Annotated in this window: 20 protein-coding genes and 1 pseudogene; 7 read left to right on the top strand and 14 right to left on the bottom strand. The window is 73.5% G+C overall.

The window, feature by feature from the left end; genetic code table 11:
- Positions 1-71: 71 nt before the first annotated feature.
- The 8 genes and pseudogenes from AB0M43_RS02290 to AB0M43_RS02255 all read right to left on the bottom strand — a co-directional run bounded on the left by AB0M43_RS02290 (position 72) and on the right by AB0M43_RS02255 (position 5,354).
- The gene (locus AB0M43_RS02290) at positions 72-797 is read right to left on the bottom strand and encodes a metallophosphoesterase (protein ID WP_363720355.1); all 726 of its coding nucleotides are present in this window, start codon (positions 795-797) and stop codon (positions 72-74) included.
- Positions 794-1,039 carry a hypothetical protein gene (locus AB0M43_RS02285; RefSeq protein ID WP_363720353.1) on the bottom strand — a complete coding sequence of 82 codons (246 nt, stop codon included), beginning with the start codon at positions 1,037-1,039 and terminating at the stop codon, positions 794-796. Before AB0M43_RS02285 ends, AB0M43_RS02290 begins: the two co-directional genes overlap by 4 nt.
- Positions 1,036-1,587: a nucleotidyltransferase family protein gene (locus AB0M43_RS02280; RefSeq protein ID WP_363720351.1), complete on the bottom strand. Its 552-nt coding sequence runs from the start codon at positions 1,585-1,587 to the stop codon at positions 1,036-1,038. The genes AB0M43_RS02285 and AB0M43_RS02280 overlap by 4 nt, the downstream gene beginning before the upstream one ends.
- Before the next feature lie 38 nt (positions 1,588-1,625).
- The gene (locus AB0M43_RS02275) at positions 1,626-2,090 is read right to left on the bottom strand and encodes a CBS domain-containing protein (RefSeq protein WP_363720349.1); all 465 of its coding nucleotides are present in this window, start codon (positions 2,088-2,090) and stop codon (positions 1,626-1,628) included.
- Between the two features lie 12 nt (positions 2,091-2,102).
- Positions 2,103-2,525 (bottom strand): CBS domain-containing protein, encoded by a 423-nt coding sequence (locus AB0M43_RS02270; RefSeq protein ID WP_363720347.1) that lies wholly within the window; start codon positions 2,523-2,525, stop codon positions 2,103-2,105.
- A 34-nt stretch (positions 2,526-2,559) separates the two neighbouring features.
- On the bottom strand, positions 2,560-3,621 hold the full coding sequence (locus AB0M43_RS02265) for a PHP domain-containing protein (RefSeq protein WP_363720934.1): 1,062 nt from the start codon (positions 3,619-3,621) through the stop codon (positions 2,560-2,562).
- Positions 3,619-4,446: pseudogene (ligD, locus tag AB0M43_RS02260) on the bottom strand (non-homologous end-joining DNA ligase); the annotation flags it as partial. The pseudogene ligD and the gene AB0M43_RS02265, both read right to left, overlap by 3 nt.
- A gap of 14 nt (positions 4,447-4,460) precedes the next feature.
- Positions 4,461-5,354: a DNA ligase gene (locus tag AB0M43_RS02255; RefSeq protein ID WP_363720345.1), complete on the bottom strand. Its 894-nt coding sequence runs from the start codon at positions 5,352-5,354 to the stop codon at positions 4,461-4,463.
- Positions 5,355-5,411: 57 nt separating this feature from the next.
- Here AB0M43_RS02255 and AB0M43_RS02250 point away from each other — a divergent pair, with 57 nt between their 5' ends.
- On the top strand, positions 5,412-6,383 hold the full coding sequence (locus AB0M43_RS02250) for a Ku protein (protein ID WP_363720343.1): 972 nt from the start codon (positions 5,412-5,414) through the stop codon (positions 6,381-6,383).
- 86 nt (positions 6,384-6,469) lie between these two features.
- Here the strand turns inward: AB0M43_RS02250 and AB0M43_RS02245 are convergent, their stop codons facing one another.
- Genes AB0M43_RS02245 through AB0M43_RS02230 form a run of 4 tightly spaced genes read right to left on the bottom strand, consistent with a single transcriptional unit; the run spans position 6,470 to position 9,777 of the window.
- A complete protein-coding gene (locus AB0M43_RS02245) occupies positions 6,470-7,177 on the bottom strand; it encodes a 4a-hydroxytetrahydrobiopterin dehydratase (protein ID WP_363720341.1) in 708 nt (235 codons plus the stop codon).
- Between the two features lie 17 nt (positions 7,178-7,194).
- Positions 7,195-8,430: a DUF4303 domain-containing protein gene (locus tag AB0M43_RS02240; protein WP_363720339.1), complete on the bottom strand. Its 1,236-nt coding sequence runs from the start codon at positions 8,428-8,430 to the stop codon at positions 7,195-7,197.
- Between the two features lie 50 nt (positions 8,431-8,480).
- Complete coding sequence (locus AB0M43_RS02235) at positions 8,481-8,900, bottom strand: CBS domain-containing protein (RefSeq protein WP_363720337.1); 420 nt, start codon at positions 8,898-8,900, stop codon at positions 8,481-8,483.
- A gap of 52 nt (positions 8,901-8,952) precedes the next feature.
- The gene (locus AB0M43_RS02230; protein WP_363720335.1) at positions 8,953-9,777 is read right to left on the bottom strand and encodes a SigB/SigF/SigG family RNA polymerase sigma factor; all 825 of its coding nucleotides are present in this window, start codon (positions 9,775-9,777) and stop codon (positions 8,953-8,955) included.
- Positions 9,778-10,002: 225 nt separating this feature from the next.
- On the opposite strand from AB0M43_RS02230, the gene AB0M43_RS02225 reads away from it, so the two are divergent.
- The 6 genes from AB0M43_RS02225 (at position 10,003) to AB0M43_RS02200 (ending at position 17,805) form a co-directional block, all read left to right on the top strand.
- Positions 10,003-12,270, top strand: a complete 2,268-nt coding sequence (locus AB0M43_RS02225) for a SpoIIE family protein phosphatase (RefSeq protein ID WP_363720333.1) — start codon at positions 10,003-10,005, stop codon at positions 12,268-12,270.
- Positions 12,271-12,397: 127 nt separating this feature from the next.
- On the top strand, positions 12,398-13,006 hold the full coding sequence (locus AB0M43_RS02220; protein WP_363720331.1) for a 3'-5' exonuclease: 609 nt from the start codon (positions 12,398-12,400) through the stop codon (positions 13,004-13,006).
- 148 nt (positions 13,007-13,154) lie between these two features.
- Positions 13,155-13,664 (top strand): helix-turn-helix domain-containing protein, encoded by a 510-nt coding sequence (locus tag AB0M43_RS02215; protein WP_363720329.1) that lies wholly within the window; start codon positions 13,155-13,157, stop codon positions 13,662-13,664.
- Between the two features lie 28 nt (positions 13,665-13,692).
- Positions 13,693-16,287 carry a S8 family serine peptidase gene (locus AB0M43_RS02210; RefSeq protein WP_363720327.1) on the top strand — a complete coding sequence of 865 codons (2,595 nt, stop codon included), beginning with the start codon at positions 13,693-13,695 and terminating at the stop codon, positions 16,285-16,287.
- 221 nt (positions 16,288-16,508) lie between these two features.
- Positions 16,509-16,940, top strand: a complete 432-nt coding sequence (locus AB0M43_RS02205) for a hypothetical protein (RefSeq protein ID WP_363720325.1) — start codon at positions 16,509-16,511, stop codon at positions 16,938-16,940.
- Between the two features lie 349 nt (positions 16,941-17,289).
- A complete protein-coding gene (locus tag AB0M43_RS02200; RefSeq protein WP_363720323.1) occupies positions 17,290-17,805 on the top strand; it encodes a helix-turn-helix domain-containing protein in 516 nt (171 codons plus the stop codon).
- Between the two features lie 17 nt (positions 17,806-17,822).
- Here AB0M43_RS02200 and AB0M43_RS02195 read toward each other — a convergent pair whose 3' ends face one another.
- Both AB0M43_RS02195 and AB0M43_RS02190 read right to left on the bottom strand, forming a co-directional pair.
- Positions 17,823-18,995, bottom strand: coding sequence for a HAMP domain-containing sensor histidine kinase (locus AB0M43_RS02195; RefSeq protein ID WP_363720321.1), 1,173 nt, complete (start codon positions 18,993-18,995; stop codon positions 17,823-17,825).
- Positions 18,973-19,629, bottom strand: a complete 657-nt coding sequence (locus AB0M43_RS02190; protein WP_363720319.1) for a response regulator transcription factor — start codon at positions 19,627-19,629, stop codon at positions 18,973-18,975. The genes AB0M43_RS02195 and AB0M43_RS02190 overlap by 23 nt, the downstream gene beginning before the upstream one ends.
- Positions 19,630-19,655: the final 26 nt, after the last annotated feature.

Raw genomic sequence — 19,655 nt, 5'->3', positions numbered from 1 at the left:
GTCGCGCCCGGGACCCGGGCGGGCGCTCCGTCCCGCCCGGGACCTGCGGCGCCGTCCACGTCGGATCCGGCTCAGCGGGTCGGTGCCAGTTCGTAGAGCGCGTACGCCTGGCGGATCACCGGGTGCGCGACGTTGCGGACGCGTACCCCGCCGGGGGTCCGGCCCCGCTCGGTGCCGGCGTGCGCGTGCCCGTGCACGGCCAGGTCGGTACCCGTGGCGTCGACGGCCTCGGCCAGCAGGTACGAGCCGAGGAACGGGAAGATCTCCGGCGGCTCCCCGGCCAGGGTGTCCGCGACGGGGGAGTAGTGGGTGAGCGCGACCTTCACGTCGCAGTCCAGCGCGCCGAGCGCGGCGGCGAGTCCGGTGGCGATGGCCTGGGTGTGCCGGACGAACGCCTTGGTCTCCGGCTCGCCGAACTCGGTCACGCACTTCCCGGCGAACCCGCCGCCGAAGCCCTTGGCGCCGGCCACCCCGAGCCGGACCCCGCGCACGTCCAGCACGGTGCCGGTCTGTTCGAGCACGTCGATCCCCGCGTCGAGCAGGATCCCGGTGACCTCCTTCTCGGCGTCGCAGTGGTAGTCGTGGTTGCCGAGCACCGCGATGACGGGTACGGCGAGGCCGCCGAACTCGGCCGCGACGCAGTACGCCTCCTCGGCGGTGCCGTGCCGGGTCAGGTCGCCGGCGAGCAGCAGCACGTCGGCGCGGTCGCCCAGCTCGTCGAGCGCGGGCCGGTACCGGCCGACCACGCCCGCGTCGAGGTGCACGTCCCCGACGGCGGCGACCCGGACCCCGGTCACGACAGCACCTCCGTACCGTGCGGCGGGTGGGTGCCGGGGACGCCGATGTCGCAGTGCACCCGGACGTCGGGGAAGGCGCGCAGCACGGCCGCCTCGATCTGCTCGCGGCGTTCTGCGCTCTCCACCTCCCCGCACAGCAGCAGCTCCTCGCCGTGCTGTTCGACCCGGATGGCCTGCTCGGTGATCCGGTGGTCCTCGGCGAGCAGCCGGCGGACGGCGGCGACCGTGTACCCGTCGGTCATGCCAGGATCTCCAACCGTTCGAGGAGGAACAGGAACGCCCGCGCGTACGGCGAGTGCGCGGTCTCCCGGGTGACCCGGTCCCAGTCGATCTGTTCGCGCAGCGAGCGCGCGGTCGGCAGGGCCCGGCTGAAGTCGCAGTAGTTCTCGCAGAACGTCGACATCGTGTGGATCATCAGTTCGGTGGCCGACAGCACCGGGATCCGGATGCCCTGGACGGGCAGCAGGTCGGTGTCGGCCAGGGTCTCCGCCGTCACCGGGCGCTCCACGGGACGGAAGATCAGGTCCACGAGCCGGTCGTCCTCGTAGGCCTTGACGAGCCAGTCCTCGGGCGGGTCCTCGGCGCGGAACCCGCAGTCCACCAGGGCCTGCACCGCGCGGGTCGCGTCCGTCTCGAGGATGACGAAGTCCACGTCGTGTTCGGACAGCGGACCGCCCCGGGCGTGCACGGCGAACTTGCCGGCCAGCGCGAACGGCACTCCCGCCTGTTGCAACCCGGCGGCGGCCCGCTTGAGGGTTCCGAGCAGTTGCTGGTTCTCCTTGACTGACATATGTCACGAATACCCGGGGTCGACCGCCCACAAACGGCTCAGAGCAGGTTCGTGGCCACCGGCGGTTCGGAGTGCTGCGGCCACGGGGTCGGGTCGGCGGCGCAGATCGCGGCCAGGGCGGACGCGGGCGCCCGGTCCTCCGCGAGGTCCCCGAGGGTCAGGATGCCCACCGGCCGGCCGCCCTCCGCGCACACCGGCAGCCGGCGGACGGCGTGCCGGCGCATCAGCCGGAGGGCGAAGTCGACCGGGTCCTCGGGGCCGAGCACCAGGGGGTGACCGGTGGCCAGTTCCCCGACGGTGGTGGAGTCCGGGTCCCGGCCGGCGGCGACGCCGCGCACCACGAGGTCGCGGTCGGTGAGGATGCCGCGCAGCGTGGCGCCGTCGAGGACGAGGATGTCGCCGATGTCGTGGTCGGCCATGTGCTCGGCGGCCTCGGTCAGGGTGGCGTCCGCCGGCAGGCAGATCGGGCCACGGGTCATCAGGTTGCGCACGAGTCTGCTCACGGTGGGGTCCTCTCAGACGGTGGGGGGCGAGGCGCTGATGTCGGCGAGGGCGGACTCCGGGTCGCGTTCCACGGCCAGGTCGCCGAGGGTCAGGATGCCGATCGGCGCGCCGCTGGCGTCGCACACCGGGAGCCGGCGGACGCCCAGGTCGCGCATCATCTCCACGGCGATCTCGACGGGCTGGTCGGGTTCCAGGACGGCCGGCCGGGTGGTGCACAGGCTGCCCACGGTGGTGACCAGCGGGTCGGCGTGCAGGGCGAGGCCCCGGACCACGAGGTCGCGGTCCGTGATGATGCCTTCGAGGATCCTGCCGGAGACGACGAGTACGTCGCCGATGTTGTGGTCGCGCATCTGCTCGGCGGCGTGCGCGAGCGTGGCGTCGGTCGGGACGCACACCGGGTTCGGCGTCATCAGGAAGCTCACTGTGTCGGACATCGGGTGTCCTCCTCTGGTTGGCTTTCGCCTCGGGTTACCCGCCCAGAGGTGACCGCAAACGGCGGGACCAGCGCAGCAGCCGGTCCACCGGCCACGTGTTGACGATCCGGTCGACGGGTACGCCCGCGCGTTCGGCCCGCGCGCAGCCGTTGTCGAGCCAGTCGAGCTGGCCGGGGGCGTGCGCGTCGGAGTCGATGGCGAACAGGCAGCCGGCGTCGAGGGCGACCTTGAGCAGCCGCGACGGCGGGTCGAGCCGCTCCGGCCGGGAGTTGATCTCCACGGCGACCTGGTGCTCGGCGCACGCGGCGAACACGGCCGCCGCGTCGAACGTGCTCTCCGGCCGGTTCTTGCGTTCCGAGCGCAGCCGGCCGGTGCAGTGCCCGAGGATGTTCACCCGGGGGTCGCGGACGGCCCGCAGCAGCCGCCGGGTCATCCGGGGCGAGGCCTCACGCAGGCCGCTGTGCGCGCTGGCCACCACCACGTCGAGCCGGTCGAGCAGTTCGTCGGTCTGGTCCAGGGTGCCGTCGGCCAGGATGTCCACCTCGATCCCGGCGAGGACCCGCAGCCGGCGGCAGAGGACGGAGTTCACGGCGGCGATCACGGCGAGCTGCTCGGCGAGGCGTTCGGCGGACAGGCCCCGGGCGATGGTCAGGCGCGGCGAGTGGTCGGTGACCACCAAGTACTCGTGGCCCAGTTCCATCGCCGCCAGGGCCATCTCCTCGACCGAGTGGCTGCCGTCGGACCAGTTCGTGTGGCTGTGGCAGTCGCCGCGCAGGTCCGCCCGCAGGGCCGTGGGCTCCGGGGCACCGATCTTCTTCAGATACGACGGTTCCTGGCCGGCCACCGACTCCGCGACGCAGGCGGCGGTGACCGCCCCGATCCCGGGCACGTGGGTCAGGGTGCCGGCCGCCAGGTGCGCGGCCAGCGCGGTGCCGCCCAGCCCGGCCACCGCGTCGGCCGCCTGCCGGAACGCCTGCACCCGGTAGGCGCCCTCGCCCGCGCGCTCCAGGGCGAACGCGATGGCCCGCAGGTCCTCGGCAGGGTCGCGCCCGGACGCCCGACGGACCTTCGGCGGCCGGCGGGTCGCGCGCGCCAGCAGCGGCGCGTACAGGTCCCCGTCGGCGGCCACCCGGTCGAGCACCTCCGGCGCGGTCCACAGCCGGGGCGCCTCGTCCCAGCCGAACGGCGCCGACACGGTCGGGTGCGCCGTGGCCCGCAGCGAGTACGGGGCCACGGTCGTCTTCGCCGCGTTGTTCTGGCTCCAGTCGATGAACACCTTGCCGGGCCGCAGCGCCTTCGCCATCCGGGACACGACCGCGCCGGGCGTGGCGCGTTCGAGCTCCTGGGCGATGTCGCGCACGTACCCGGACACCTCGTCGGCCGTCCGGTCGCCGGGCAGCGCGGCCATCAGCTGCATGCCCTTGCGCCCGCTGGTCTTCGGGAGCGCGTCGAGGCCGTCGGCGGCGAGCCGGTCGCGGAGCCGCAGGGCCACCGCGAAACACTCGGCCAGCCCGGCCGGCGGTCCGGGGTCGAGGTCGATGACGAGCCGGTCGGGATGCTCCGGGTCACCCGTCCGCCACTGGGGGACGTGCAGTTCCAGCGCGTTGAGGTTCGCCAGCCACACCAGGGTCGCCAGGTCCTGCACCAGCGGATACTCGACGTCGCCCACCGTCACCGTCGGCACCCAGTCGGGCCGGCCGGCGGGGGAGTTCTTCTCGAAGAAGCTCTCCGAGGCGGCGCCGTGCGGGAACCGGATCCGGGTCACCGGCCGGCCCGACAGGTGCGGCAGCAGCACCGGGGCGATCCGGGTGTAGTAGTCGAGGACCTCGGCCTTGGTGAACCCGTCCGGGTACATCACCTTGTCCAGACTGGACAGCCGCAGCACCCGGCCCTCGACGTCCACGGCGACCCGGTCAGGCATTCCGGACCCACTCCTCAGGCATCGTCGACCACCTTGCGCAGCCGGGGGAACCGCAGCCGGCCCGCCAGGGTCTCCTCCCCGTAGGCCACCTCCACCGTGACCAGCGGGGCCACCCAGTGCGCCCCGCGCCGGTCCTCGGCCGGCAACAGCTCGGCGAACGGCGACGTCGGCTGTTCCAGGGGTTCCAGCAGGTCCAGGAGGTGCCGTTCGGTGGCCGCCGAGATGCCGCCGCCCACCCGGCCCCGGTAGACCAGGCCGCCGTCGGTGGGGCTGCCGACGAGGAGCGCGCCGATCCGCCGGGCGCCGGGCCGCCAACCCCCGACCACACAGTCCATCGTGTACTCGTGCTTGTGCTTCACCCAGTCGGTGCTGCGCGCCCCCGGCTGGTACCCGGAGGAGAGTCTCTTCGCTATCACGCCCTCCAGCCCCAGCTCCCGGGACGCGACGAACGTGGCCGCCCCGTCGTCGAAGCTCGGCGGCACCAGGACACGCGGATGGTCCACTGCGAGGGCCTCCAGGCGGGCCCGGCGGGCCTCGTAGGGCAGCGCGCACAGGTCCTCGCCGGCCAGCCGGGGCGCGTCGAACACCATGTACGTCACCGGCAGCTTCGCGACCAGCGCCGCCGGGGGCCGGTCGGTGTGCATCCGCGAGGCCAGCAGCTCGAAACGCGGCACCCCGTTGTCGAGGACGACGATCTCGCCGTCGAGCAGGGTGCCGGCCGGCAGGACCAGGTCGGCCAGCTCCGGGTACCGCAGAGTGATCTCCGTGCCGGACCGGGCCCACAGCCGCAGCCGGGCCTCGAACGCCGCCAGGCACCGCACTCCGTCCCATTTGGCTTCGAACGCCCAGTTCCCGCCCGTGGGCAGCGGGCCGTTCGTGGCCAGCATCGGAGCCATCGGCGCGGGCATCCCCCCATTTTCCCAGCTCAACAGGTCGATGAGGGCCAATCGTGCGATGCTGGCCTGGTGAGGGCGATCTGGAAGGGCGCCGTGTCCTTCGGCCTCGTGGCGATCAGCGTCAAGCTGTACTCGGCCACCGAGGAGAAGGACGTGCGGTTCCATCAGGTGCACCGCGCCGACGGCGGACGCATCCGCTACAAGAAGACGTGCGAGGTGTGCGGCACCGAGGTCACGACCGCCGACATCGTCAAGGGCTTCGACATCGGCGGCGGCGAACTCGTGCTGCTCGACGACGAGGACATGGCGCACCTGCCGCTGAGCTCCTCGCGCGCCGTGGACGTGCTGGAGTTCGTGCCCGCCGACCAGATCGACCCGATCTTCTACAACAAGGCGTACTACCTGGAGCCCGAGAAGATCGCCGTCAAGCCGTACGTGCTGCTCCGCGACGCGCTGCGCACCGGCGAACGGGTCGCGATCGTCAAGGTCGCCCTCCGCCAGCGCGAACAGCTCGCCACCCTGCGGGTCCGCGACGACGTGCTGGTCCTCAACACCATGCTCTGGCCCGACGAGGTGCGCACCCCCGACTTCGGGTTCCTGGAGGACGACGTGCACGTCCGGCCGCAGGAGCTGGCCATGGCCGCCTCGCTGATCGAGTCGATGAGCGGGGACTTCGCGCCGGCGGACTTCTCCGACCAGTACCGGGCCGCCGTGCAGGAGGTCATCGACGCGAAGATCGCTGGCCGGGAGACCGTCGCGCCGCCCACCGTGGAGGCCCCCGAGGGCAAGGTGATCGACCTGATGGCCGCGCTGAAGGCGAGCGTCGCGCAGGCCCGCGCCGGGCACGCGGAGGCCGTCGAGCCCCGGGCCTCCGCCCCGCGCGCCTCCGCCCGGGCCGAGACCGCGCCGCCGAAGAAGACGGCGGCCAAGCGGGCGCTGAAGGCCGTGCCGGAACCGGAGAAGAAGGCCACGTCGAAGAAGGCCGCCGCGCCCGCCCCGGCCGCGAAGAAGGCCCCGGCCCGGCGCCGCAAGACAGCCTGAACCCCTCCGACGGGTACGACCACCCGGCGCGCCGCCCGGCTCCGCCGTTGCCGTTTCCCGGGCCGTGCGTCAACCGGGTTGGTGGTTCAGGCCTTCTTCGCGGCGGACACGTCGACGCATACGATTCCCGTGTTGCCGTCCTGGTCGGCGATCACGGTGAGCGAGGGCGCGTTGCTGTCATCGACGATGGTCCCACCCGCGGCGAGGGCGGCGGCGATCCGTTGGTCGGCCACCTCGGGTGCCACATAGACCTCGATGTGGAATTTCTGACGTGGGGTCTGGTGCTCGTCGGTGTCGGCGAACCACAGGTTCGGGACCCGTCCCGTGGCGTCGCGGATCTCGTCGCTGGGGGATCCGTGGCCCTGGGCCCCGGGGTTCCCGGTCAGCAGCGCGGCCCACACCGGGGCGATGGTCGCGGAGTTCGCCGTGTCGAGGCCGAGCTCGATCACGCTGACGGAGGCCGGGTCGGCGTCGACCCTGTGGTCGGCGGCGATCTCGGTGATCCGTCGGGCGAGGTCGACGTCTCGCTGGGTCACCCATTCGATGACGTGTTCGGTGCCCTCGTCGTCGCGGTAGATGGCGTCGTCGGTGATCAGCTTGAGGTCGACGTACCCGTCGCCGATCGACACGCGCGGGTAGTGGCCGAGCGCGTCGGCGGCCTCGCCCACCGCGGCGACGAACCGTACGCCGGTGCCGAAATCGCCGACCACGTAGCGGGCATGCAGCCCCTGGGCCAGCTTGCGCCAGTCGGCCAGATCGGCCTCGGCGATCTGTTCGCCCTTCATCATGTCCATAGCCGCGGACCCTATCCCTATTCAGCCCAGGTGGTCGGCGCTACGGCCATCGCGCGGATCCTGTCCAGTGCCGTGGCGCGGACCCCGTCCTCCAGTTCGAGGTCGCCTACCGGTCCCAGGGCCCAGCTCAGCACCGATACCGCGTGGCGGCGGATCAGGGCGTGCGGTGCGTCGAGCCCGGCGACCGCGCCGGGGAGGTCGGCGGCGTCGAGGGTGCACTCCCCGCGGCCGGGTGCCAGCTCCTCGGCGAGCAGCGGCGCCAGGTCGGCGCGGGCGAGGGCGGCACCGAGCAGGCCGTAGTCCAGCGGCAGGTGCCCGACGGCATGGTCCCGGAACGACCGGTACGGCCCGGCGATCCCACAGGCCACCGTGCTCGCGGGCAGATCCCCCCGGTCGAGGAGCGTGTGGCCCGCGCCGAGGCGGGCGAGTGCGACGGCCACCCAGTTGCGGTTGGGCTCCTCGTCGTCGCCGCGCAGGTGGGCGTGGAGCGCGGTGAGCACCTCGGGGGTGGGCAGGTGCAGGTCCGCGAGCAGCTTGGCGGCCTTCCACCGGGTGCCGGGGTGGGCCAGGCCGTCGATCACGGCCGGCACGGCGTCCGCGCCCAGTTCCAGGAGGAGCTGGGTCGCCCGTTCGGAGCCCAGTGGGCCCGGTGCCCGCGCGGGCCCGGGGACCAGGCCGGCGGCCGCCGCCAGCCGGGTCGCCCGCGCGGCGGCCGGCAGCGCGACGAGCTCGGCCTCTGCTGTCGCGGCGTCGGCGTAGTACGGGAAGTGCTCGACCAGCTCGGCGTCGGTGACCGAACGCCGGAGCAGGCGGCCCTCCTCGTCGTCGAGGTAGCACACCACCGAGGGGGCCAGCAGGCCGTCGGCGACCAGGGACCTCTTCGCCCGCGCCATGGCGTCGAGCATCGTCCGCTCGTAGCGTCCGTGGCACTCCTGCCAGCGGGCCCGGGGCAGTCCGTCGACGGCCTCGATCAGTCGGCGGGCCCAGTCGTCCACGGGCGGGGCGGCGGCCCACTCGTCGGCGACGTGTACCCAGTCGGGCGGGCTGAACCGGCAGTCGCGATCGGGCACGGACTCCTCGGTGGCCAGTGCCAGCAGGGGAAGGTAGATGACTCCGGCGGTCTCGGCGTAGAACTCCGACAGCGCGAGGGCGTACGGCGTCTGGCCGGCCGCTCCGGTCAGCAGGTCCCGGGCGGCGCCGATGATCCGTTCGGTCACGGCATCCTCGAAGCCGCCCCAGTCGAAAGCCGTCACGGCCGACACGGTACCCCGCCCCCGGTACCCGTGAAAGGTGGTCGGGGGGTTCAGGTGCTCGGTGGGGCCGTGCAGATCGCGGCCAGCGTCGAGGTCGGCGTGCGGTCGGTGACCACGTCCCCCAGGGACAGGATCCCCACCGGATGCCCCTCCTCCCCGCACACCGGCAACCGGCGCACGGCGTTCTCCCGCATCAACCGCACCGCGTAGTCCAGGGGATCCTCCGGCCGCAGCACCTGCGGGTGCGGGCTGGCCAGGTCGCCGATCGGCGCGCCCGCCCCCGCGTGGGCCGCGATGCCGCGCACCACGAGATCCCGGTCGGTCACGATGCCGCAGAGCTTGCCCCCGTCGGTGACGAGGACGTTGCCGATCTGGTGGTCGAGCATCTTCCGCGCCGCCTCCGCCACGGAGGCGGTCGGCGGCAGGCATACCGGGAACCGGGTCATCAGGCTCCGGACGAGTTCGGTCATGTGGGGCCGCCTCCTTTGTCCGTAGCACCGGACTACCCGGACGGCCCCGGTTTCATGCGTAGCCCCCGGTCGCCATCCAGGTCCGGAGCTGGTCGAGCGCCCCGCGCAGCAGCCGGGACACGTGCATCTGGGACAGGGCGACCCGGTCGGCGATCTCCGACTGGGTGAGGTCCTCGCCGAACCGGAGCGCGAGGATCCGGCGTTCGCGCCCCGACAGCCGGGCCAGGAGGGGGCGCAGGCTCTCCCGGGTCTCCACCACCTCCAGCTCGCGGTCCTCGGCCCCGAGCAGGTCGCCCAGTTCCGCACCGGAGTCGACCGGGGACTGCAACGACACCGCCGTGTACGCCGCCGCGCAGTCCCGCCCGGCGCGCACGTCGTCCTCGCTGAGCCCGAGGTACCCGGCCAGGTCGGTCACCGTGGGCGTGCGGCCCAGGCGCTGGCCGAGCAGCCCGACGGCCTGGTTGAGTTCGAGCCGGGTCTCCTGTAACCGGCGCGGTACCCGCACGCTCCACGCCCGGTCCCGGAAGTGGCGTTTGAGCTCGCCGGCGATGCAGGGCACGGCGTAGGCGGTGAAGCCGGGGCCGCGGGTCGCGTCGTACCCGTCGACGCACCGGACCAGGGCGACCCGGGCGACCTGCACCAGGTCCTCCAGGGCCTCGCCCCGGTGTGCGAACCGGCGGGCGAGCCGGTCGGCCATGGGCAGCGCGGCGGAGATGACGTCCGCGCGGAGCGCCTCCCGGCGGGGGTGGCCGGCGGGGAGGTCCGCGAGGTGGTCCAGGAGGCCGGCGATCCGGTCCTCGACGGGTCGGTTCCGGTCGTCGGAGGGCCGGGTGACCCTGTCCCCGACCGGTCGGGTGGGAAGGGCGGTAGTCGACACGACGTCCACCTCCAGCGATCTCCGCGGGGCGTGCGGCACCGCGGTCACAGAGTGGGATTACGGTGTCGGTGCCCGTTGCTGGAGCGCCGCTGGAGGGCCTTCGCGCCGGGGCCTGTCCTGGACTCCGGAGCGTGCGCGCCTGCCGGTTCTCACACTACGCTTACGAGGCGTCACGCGCGGTGTGCTCGGCTGGACAAAAGTTCGGACGGCTGATCGGATGGGGCCATGACGGAGGAAGTACCGGCGAGTACGGACCCGGTGGAAGCGCTTTCGGGCATGGTGGCCCGCCTCCGCAGCGAGCGGGACGGACTGCGCCGTGCGATGCGCAACCGGGCCGTCATCGAACAGGCGAAGGGCGTCCTGGTCGAACGGATGGCCATCGACCCGCAGGCGGCGTTCGACCAGCTCGTGCAGCTGTCCACCCACAGCAACGTCAAGCTCGTGGAACTGGCGGCCGCGCTGGTCGCCACCCGGGCCCCGGCCCCCGCGGCCCTCGACGACGGCTGTCTGCCCGGCCTGGAGGCCCTCGACCAGCTCGCGGCGCCCGACGTGCCCCGGCCGGCCCCGGTGCCCGTGTCGGCCGACCTGGAGGCGCTGCGGGCCCAGCACCAGCTGCTGTCGGCCCGGGTCGCCACCGCCAGCTCCTACGACGAGCTGGCCGAGACCCTGAAGGACAGCTCCGCCGGCTGGCCGCCGCCCGCCACCGTCATCGTGATGGAGAGCGAGGCCGACGGCGCGCTGCTGCTCGTCGGCGCCTCCGGCCTGTCGGCCGAGTCCCGCAGCCAGTGGGAGCGGGTGCCGCCCATCCAGGACCTGCCGATGGTCGCCGCCACCCAGACCCGTTCGCCGGTACTGGTGACCGACGCCTCCGAGGACTGGTGGGTGTCCCGGGCCGTCCTCGCCCTGCCCCTGCTGCACGACGACCGGGTCGTCGGCGTCATCTCCCTGGGCTGGGACGCCCCGTTGGAGGTCGACGACGAGATCTGCGCCTACCTCTACGCCCTGGCCGACCCGTGCGCCCGCCGGTTCGCCGAGCTGGCCGCCCCCGGACCCGGTTCCCCGCACGAGGGGGTCGCCGAGGGTCGCAGCGACGCCAGCGTGCTGCCGTTGCTGGTCGAGTCGCTGCGCCGGCCGGCCGTCGTCCTGGTGCCCGAGTACGAGGACGACCGGATCGTGGACTTCCACGCCGAGTGCGGCAGCCCGGCCGCCTGGGAACTGGTCGCCGCCGAGGGCCTCGACGCGTCCGACGGCAGCGTCCTGACCGTCCTGCCGCAGCTCGGCAGCCAGGTACTGCTGCCGGCGCTCGCCGAGGTGGTCCGCACCGGGGAGTCCCTGGAACTCGCCGACGTGTGGGTCACCCCGGAGCGCGAGGGCGTGCGCGGCTCGTACCTGGTGGACCTGCACGCCGCCCGGCTGTGGGACCGGGTGCTGGTCACCTGGCGGGCGCACTCCGAGTCGGACCTGCTGCACGAGCAGCTGCTGTTCTCCGAGGAGGTCGTCGACGCGGGCTCCTTCTGGTGGAACCTGCGCACCGGCGAGACCCGCTGGTCCCCGGGCCTGTACCGCCTCGCCGGCCGCCGTCCCGCCGACGGCCCGCTGGCCCTCGACGACGTCGACCGGTTCGTGGACCCCGACGACCTGGCCGGCGTGCCCAAGGCCGTCGACGACACGCTGCGCGGCGGCCGGACCCTGCGCACCGAGGTGCGCGGCGCGGGCCCCCTCGCCGGCCGGCGGCTGCGGCTGACCGCCGAACCGAAGACCGACCCCGACGGCACCCTGTGGGGAGTGCTCGGCACGGTGCAGGACATCACGGACACCCGGCCGACGGGTACCCGCGACCCGCAGTCCGGGATGGCCGCCGCCGCCCGCCGGCACCGGCTCCTCGACGAACTCCTCGCCCCGCCGCCCGTCCGGCACGACGGCGCCGGGCTGTCCGTGGCGGGCCGGCCCGGCGGCCTGGGCACCTGGTACGACGTCGTGCCGGCCCCCGACGGCGGCACCGTGCTCCTCGTCGGCGAGGTGGCCGGGGACGGGGCGGTCGCGGCGGCCCAACGGCTCCGGCACGCGGCGGCGGCGTACGCGGTCGCCGGCCTCGCGCCCGGTGGCCTGCTGGCCGGCCTCAACGCCTACCTGCGCCAACGCGAGCCGGGCCGGATGGCCACCATGGTCGCCGCCCGGGTCGCCGCCGGTGGCCGGTCGGTCCGCTGGGCCGTCGCCGGCCAGGTCATCCCGCTGCTCTACCCGGCGGCGGACGCCCCCCGGGTGCTCGCCGGCCCGCTCGGCCTGCCCCTCGGGGTCGCCGAGGGCGTCGGGTACGACGAGTCCGAGGGCGTCCTGGACCCCGGCGACCGGCTGCTGCTCTACCCCGAGGGACTGGTCGCGGGCGGGCTGGCCGGGGGACTGGCGACCCTGCTCTCCGCGCGCGAACCGGACCTGGAGGCCCTGGCGGGCGGCCGGGACCTGTCCCTGCTGCTGGCCCGCGCCGCCGACTAGCGGCCGATCCGGGCGGCACCGTCCGAGCCGCGCCCGACACCGCGCCGATCCACCGGCCCGGTGTCGGGCGCCGCCGTCGTCGACAAACCGCTCGCCCGCCCGGCGGTCCGCCGCTACCGTCCCCCGCATGCCCGAGAACCCCGAACGCACCGCCGCAGGCACGGAGGAACACGGCCGGTACGTGAACGTCGTCGACGTCGAAGCCACCTGCTGGCCCGGCCAACCGCCCCCCGGCCAGGTGAACGAGATCATCGAGATCGGCCTGTGCGTCGTCGACCTGGCCACCCGTGACCGGATCTCCTCCCGGGGCATCCTCGTCCGGCCGGCCCGCTCCACCGTCAGCGCGTTCTGCACCGAACTCACCAGCCTCACCCCGGCCCAGGTCGCCACCGGCGTGGACTTCGCGACCGCCTGCGCGACCCTCCGCGCCGAGGAGCGCTCCGACAGCCGGACCTGGCTGAGCTGGGGCGACTACGACCGCAGGCAGTTCGAGCGCCAGTGCGGTCCCGGCGGGGTCCGGTACCCGTTCGGGGCGCGGCACGTCAACCTGAAGGCCGTGTTCACCGAGGCGCACGGCCTGCGCCGCCGGCCCGGCATGGCCGCCGCGCTCGACATCGCGGGCCTGCGGCTGGAGGGCCGGCACCACCGGGGGGTCGACGACGCCCGCAACATCGCCGCGCTGCTCCTGCACCTGCTCGCCGCCGGCCACGACCCGTTCGCCGACCCCACCCGGTAGAAGCCGCCGGGACCAGCGTCGCGGTCCGCACGGTCACGCGTGGCCACCTCTCCGGTCGGCAACAGGTGCACGGTGCCGCGCGGCCCGGCCGGTACCCCCGGAAAGATGGATCTTGACAGACTGTCGGGGATCCTCAACACTTCAGCCCATGGACGACACGGAACGGCTGGTGGCGGGGCCGGCCCAGTTCAAGGCGCTCGGGCACCCGCTGCGCCAGCGGATCCTGTCGACCCTGGACGGACGCGAGTCCACCCTGCGCGACCTGTCGGTGGCGCTGGACGCGGTGCGCGGCACGATCGCCTACCACCTGCGGGTCCTGCGGGAGGCCGGGCTGGTCGAGGTCGTCCGGACCCGCCGGGTGCAGGGCGGGGTCGAGCAGTACTACGGCAAGACCGCCAGCCGGACCCACGTGCCCCTGGCCGTCGCGGAGGCGGCCCCGCAACTCGCCTCGAACGTGATCGCGGGCGTGGCCGCCGAGATGGCGGCCAGCGGGGCCGCGCCCCGGATGCTCGCCCTGCGGCACGCCCGGCTGACGGTCGAGCAGGTCGAGGCCATCGCGAAGATCCTGCACGACGCCACCACCCCGGAGGCGCTGCCCGACTCCGGTGACGAGGGCCGGCGCTACGGCATCGCCGTCACCGTCTACCCCGCCCCCTGACCCCCGATCCGCCCGGCGAGGAAGCGCCGTGGCCGAAGTGCCGAGGATCCACGACAGTTCAACCCCTCTACCTCGGGAGTACGACATCAAAAGGCTGTCCATGCTCGCCGCCGTCGGCGCGGCGACCCTTGCCGTGGCCCTGCCCGGCGCCGCCCACGCGGATCCACTGCCCGCCGCGCCCACCGGCCACAAGGTCCTCCGGCTCGTCGAACTCGACGCGCCCGCCCCGCCCCCCGCGGGCGCCCAGGCCGCACCCCAGCAGCGCGCCGCCCGGGCCCGGGCCGACCGGGCCCGCCAGGACGGGCTGCTCGCCGCGGCCCGCGCCCACCGGGTGCCGCTCACCGAGAAGCGCCGGCTCGCCGGCCTGCTCACCGCCGTCACGGTCGAGGTCGACACCGCGCACGTCGGCGCGCTGTCCGGCCTGCCCGGGGTCCGGGCCGTACACCGGCTCAACACCTACGCCCCGCCGAAACCGGTGACCGGCGCGAAGCCGCCCGCCGACACCAAGCGGGCCAACGTCACCGTCACCGAGCTGACCGGGGTGCCGAAGGCGCACAAGAAGGGCGCCACCGGTGCGGGCACCACCATCGGCATCATCGACAGCGGCATCGACTACACGCACCCCGACCTGGGCGGCGGCGGCTTCCCGAACGACAAGGTCGTCGGCGGGTACGACGTCGTCGACGGCGACGCCGACCCGAGGGAGGAGAACTACGCCCCCGGCTTCGGGCACGGCACCCACGTCGCCGGCATCGCGGCCGGCAACGGGAAGACCCTGGTCGGCGTGGCCCCCGACGCGAAGATCCGGTCCTACCGGGTGTTCGGCGACCAGCGGCCCACCACCGACGACGTGGTGATCGAGGCCCTCGCCCGGGCCGTCGCCGACGGCGTGGACGTCGTCAACCTCAGCCTCGGCCAGGCCCAGGAAGAGGTCCGGCAGGACGCGCTCGTGCCCCGGGCGCTGGACCTGGTCGCGGCGGCCGGCGTGGTGCCGGTCGTGTCGATCGGCAACGGCTACGCCGGGCCGTTCAGCGCGGGCACCCCCGGGATCGCGAAGCGGGCCATCGGCGTCGGCAGCGCCTTCACCACCGCCGCGACCCACCTGGCGCTCGGCCTGTCCGACGGCACCCGGATCCCGTACAACGTGGTCATCACCGGGCCGGTCAGCCCGACCGCCGGCCGGATCGAGATCGTGCACGCCGGAGCGGTCTGCGAGCCCGCCGCGCCCGGTACCTACGCCCGCAAGGCCGTGCTGGTCACCAGCGACTGGTACCCGTGCACCCCCACCGAGGCGATCCACAACGTGACCCTCGGTGGCGCGGTCGCCGCGCTGTACTACGAGGACAACGAGTGGACCGACCCCGACAGCGTCCCGCAGGGCAGCTTCTGGGGCAGGGCCGGCACCATCCCGGCGGTCACGGTCAGCACGAACACCGCGAAGCTCCTCCGCGCCCGGGGCACCGTCAGCGCGACGTGGGGCCACTACTGGTCCAACCCGCTGCTGCCCGAGTGGGCCGGCCTGCCCGACCCCGGCAGCTCCTGGGGCCCGAGCCACGAGCTCGATTTCAAACCCGACGTGCTCGCACCCGGCGGGTACGTGTTCTCCAGCGTCCCCAAGATCTCCGGCACCTACGCGGTGATGTCCGGCACCTCGATGGCGGCCCCGCACGTCGCCGGCTCGGTCGCCGTACTGCTCGCCGGGCGCGGCCCCATGTCCGTCGAACAGGTCCGCGACCTGCTGCAGGCCACGGCGGTCTCGGCCAAGCTGTCCGGCGACCCGGCCAGGGGTCTGCACCAGGTCGCCCAGCAGGGCGCCGGCATGATCGACCTGCCCGCCGCGCTGGCCGCCCCGGTCACGCTCAGCCCCGGCAAGCTGCCCCTCGGCGAGTTGGAGGGCCGGGAGGTCACCCGCCAGATCACCCTGACCAACACGCGCGCCAAGGCGATGGTCTACGACCTCGGCCACGAGGCCGGGCTGGGCGCGGCGCCGCCGTACACCGGCGACTACGGCACCGTCGCCGCCGACGGCCAGGTCACCCTCGACCGGAGCGTGTCCGTACCGGCCCGCGGCTCGCTGACGGTCACCGTGCGGATCAAGGCCCCGGCGGCCGTGCCCGACGGCACCGTGTTCGGCGGCTGGGTCACGTTCACGCCCCGGCACGGCGGGCAGACGCTGCGCACCGCCTACATGGGGATCGCGGGGGACTGGCACAAGGTCTCGGCGGTCAACCCCACGTTCTCCCAGTACAACGATGGCATCGACAACCCGTCGCTGCGGCCCGCCGACTTCGACTTCGGGCGCAACGAGCCGGTCACCCTCGACGGGCCCGACAAGCAGGCCTGGGTGATGATCTCGCACGGCTTCCCGACGCTGCGGGAGCTGCGGCTGGAGGTGCTCGACGCGGCCGGCGCGGTCGTCGCCGTGCCGTTGCGGGAGGAGTACGTGGTCCGGGTCTCGGGGGTGGGGACCGGCATGCGGTTCTACTCGTGGGACGGCACGCTGGCCGACGGCTCGGTGGCCCCGAACGGGGAGTACCGGCTGCGGCTGGTGTTCGACAAGTACCTCGGCCGGCCCGAGGACGTGGAGCGCTGGACGTCGCCGGTCGTGACGGTGCGGCGGTGAGCGGGGGCTGGTCCCGCCGCGCCGGCCGGGGCGGGACCAGCCTGCCCGGATAGCAATTCCACATTCTCCATCGCTCTAGAACCCGCTGTGCTCCGGTGCGTGTCCCCGGCAACAGATTCCTTTCGGAAATGTCTCTTGCGGAATGGTTCGACGGAGTGCCGGTCTCCCACAGACTCCTCGTATCGGCGACTGTCGAACATTCCATCGAGAAAGGGAGTCCGATGCGTGTGAAGATCCTCATCGGGGCCGTGGTCCTGGCCGCGGTCACCGTGTTCGGTGCCGCGGGAACCGCCCAGGCCGCGCCCGGAGCCAACACCGCCGGCGTCACCGGCACGTCCGTCGGCGCGCCCCAGGGTCAGCCGGTCGCGGAGGCCGCCGCGACCAGGGTGACGTCGGGCGCGCCGGCCGGCGCGCAGCCGGGCGGCACGTCGGCGCAGTTCGTGACCTGCTGGAACGCCTACCTCGGCTGGGAGTACTTCGCCGGCTGGCGCGGCTACTACCACGTGACCTGCAACAGCGACCAGGTCTACCGGCCGTGGGTGCACTGCACGAACGGCGTCTGGTACTACGGCTCCTGGTACGTGGGCGGCTGGGACCTCAAGCTGTACTGCCCGGTCGGCGTCACCGCCGACGCGGGCTTCGTGGAGTACTAGGCCACGCCTCGCGAGCGCACGCCTCCGGCCGTCCGGGGGCGTGCGCCCATTGGTCGTCGTAAAATCGATATGGCGACAGCGGGTATCTGACAATTGTTCACCCGACCGCCTCCGTAAGCCTTTCTTACAGTCGGTCGACGCGTTTATCAAGTCGGCGATAAATTCGACGTAAATGGCTGTCACGCGGTTCGGAAATTGCGGCGCTGGCGATAAAAGTCGCCGACCTCCTTGTACGGCCAGCCGTGGTCGCCCTAGGGTCGCAGGCACGCGCCGGATAGATGGGCGCGGATCTTCTTCGCATCGGGTGGGCCGATCACCGCACGGGTGGATCACGAGTGAGGCGGTAGCTGTGGGCAACGACTGGAGCGGACTCGACGTCGCGATCATCCGGTGGCCGACCGAGGCGGCCAAGCGCGACCTGTGCCGGGCGGCGGGAACACCCCGCCTGCTGGTTCTCGAGGGGTTCGTCGCGGCCCCGGTCAGCGGCGACGTCCTCGAGGACTGGGTACGCCCCCCGTTGACCCCCGAGGACTTCCGCGCCCGCGCCGGGGCGCTGCGGGCGCGGGCCGGCGCGCCGGACCGGCCCGTGATCGACCGCGACAACGTGCTGTGGCACCGGGGCCGTCGGCTCCAGCTGTCGCCGACCGAGTCGCGGCTGATGGGCACGCTCGCCGCGTCGATCGGCGAGGTCGTCGACCGCCGGTCCCTGGTGCGGGCGTGCTGGCCCACCTCGCCCGCCGTGCGGCGCAACGCACTCGACCTGCACATCCTGCGGCTACGTCGCCGGATCACCGCCCTGCACCTGATGATCGGCACGCTGTGGGGGCGCGGCTACGTCCTGGAACAGGTCCCCCCGCGCGGCTGACCCGGTCGCCGGCGCCGTCAGTCCGGGAGCACGACCCGCACCACCAGGCCGCCTCCGGGCATCGGTGCGGCGGTCACCGTCCCGCCGTGGGCATGGCTGACCGCGCGCACGATGGACAGTCCCAGACCGGCGCCGTGCGTACCGTGCCGGTCCCTGTTGAGCCGCTCGAACGGTTCGAACAACCGCTCCAGTTCCGCCTCCGGGACCGTGCCCCCGGTGTTGGACACCTCCAGCACGCTGGACCCGGCGGCGCACCGGGTCCGCACGACGGCCATGCCGCCCGCGACGTTGTGCCGGGCCGCGTTCTGCAGCAGGTTCGTGACGAGCCGTTCGAGCAGCACCACGGAACCGGCCGTGGTCGCCGGGCCGAGGTCCTGGGCCAACCGCACGCCCCGGTCGGCGAACTCGCCGGCGAGGGTGTCGGCGACATGTTCACACACCGCCACGAGGTCGACCGGTGCCCGGCGGTCGACGTCGCGCTCGCTGGACGCCAGCTGGAGCAGCCCCTCGATGAGCCGTTCGCTGCGCGCGATCACCTCCAGCAACGACGCGCCGGCGCGGCGCAGATCCACCGACGCGCCGGGTTCGGCCATGGCGACCTCGGTGATCGCCCGGGTCACGGCCAGCGGGGTCCGCAGCTCGTGGGACGCGTGGCCGATGAAGCTGCGCTGATGGGCGAACGAGCGGTCCAACCGGGCGAGCATGCCGTTGAACGTGACCGCGAGCTCGGCGATCTCGTCGTGCGGCCCGCTCACCACGATGCGTTCGGACAACTTCCCACCGGCGACCTGCCGGGCCGTCGCCGTGATGGCGTGCACCGGACGCAGGGCCCGGCCGGCGACCGCGTAGCCGAGCACCGCGGCCACCACGCCGACCACCAGCAGTGCCGTGGCGGACTGGCGCAGCAGGGAATCCAGCGCCGCGTCCTGGAACTGGCGCTGGAGCGCGGCCAGCTGGTCTGCCCCCATGTGCGCCGTGGTGCCGGGCGCGGCGATCTCACCGGCGATCTGGTCGACCGCGGGGGAGTTGCGGGTGAGGCTCTCGCGCATGAGCACGTACACCACCGCGAGGAGTACCGCGCCGCTGGTGAAGAACGTGACCCCGTACAACGCCGTGAGCCGGGCCCGCAACGTGAGCCGGGTCCGCCGTCCGGGGCGGCCCGCCGGGCTACCGGATCTGGTAGCCGACACCGGACACCGTCTCGATCAGGGGCGGGTCGCCCAGCTTGCGGCGCAGGTTCATCACCGTCATCCGCACCACGTTGGTGAACGGATCCGTGTGCTCGTCCCACACCTTCTCCAACAGGTGCTCGGAACTCACGACTCCGCCGTCGGCGCGCAGGAGCTGCTCCAGCACCGCGAACTCCTTCCGGCGCAACGCCAGGTACTCGCCGTCCCGGACGACCTCGCGACGGATGGGGTCCAGCCGGACCCCGTGCCGGGTCAGCACCGGCGGGACGACCGTGCCCGTCCGCCGGCACAACGCGTGCAGGCGCGCGGTGAGTTCGGCGAAACTGAACGGTTTGACCAGGTAGTCGTCCGCCCCGAGCGCCAGGCCCGAGACCCGGTCGCGCACGTCGCTGGCGGCGGTCAGCATCAGGACCCGGGCCTGGCTGCTGATCGAGACCAGGGTCCGACACACGTCGTCGCCGTGGACCCGGGGCAGGTCCCGGTCCAGGACGATCACGTCGTAGGCGTTGACGGTCGCCAGTTCCAGGGCCGCCTCCCCGTCGTAGCAGACGTCGACGGCGATGCCCTCGCGACGCAGGCCCGCCGCGAGCGTGTCGGCCAGGAGCCGTTCGTCCTCCACGACCAGTACCCGCACCACGACCTCCCCGTCCGCTGTCAGTG

This window comes from Longispora sp. NPDC051575 (genome assembly GCF_040681875.1).
Lineage (GTDB): Bacteria > Actinomycetota > Actinomycetes > Mycobacteriales > Micromonosporaceae > Longispora.
This window is presented reverse-complemented; position numbering and strand designations above follow the sequence as displayed.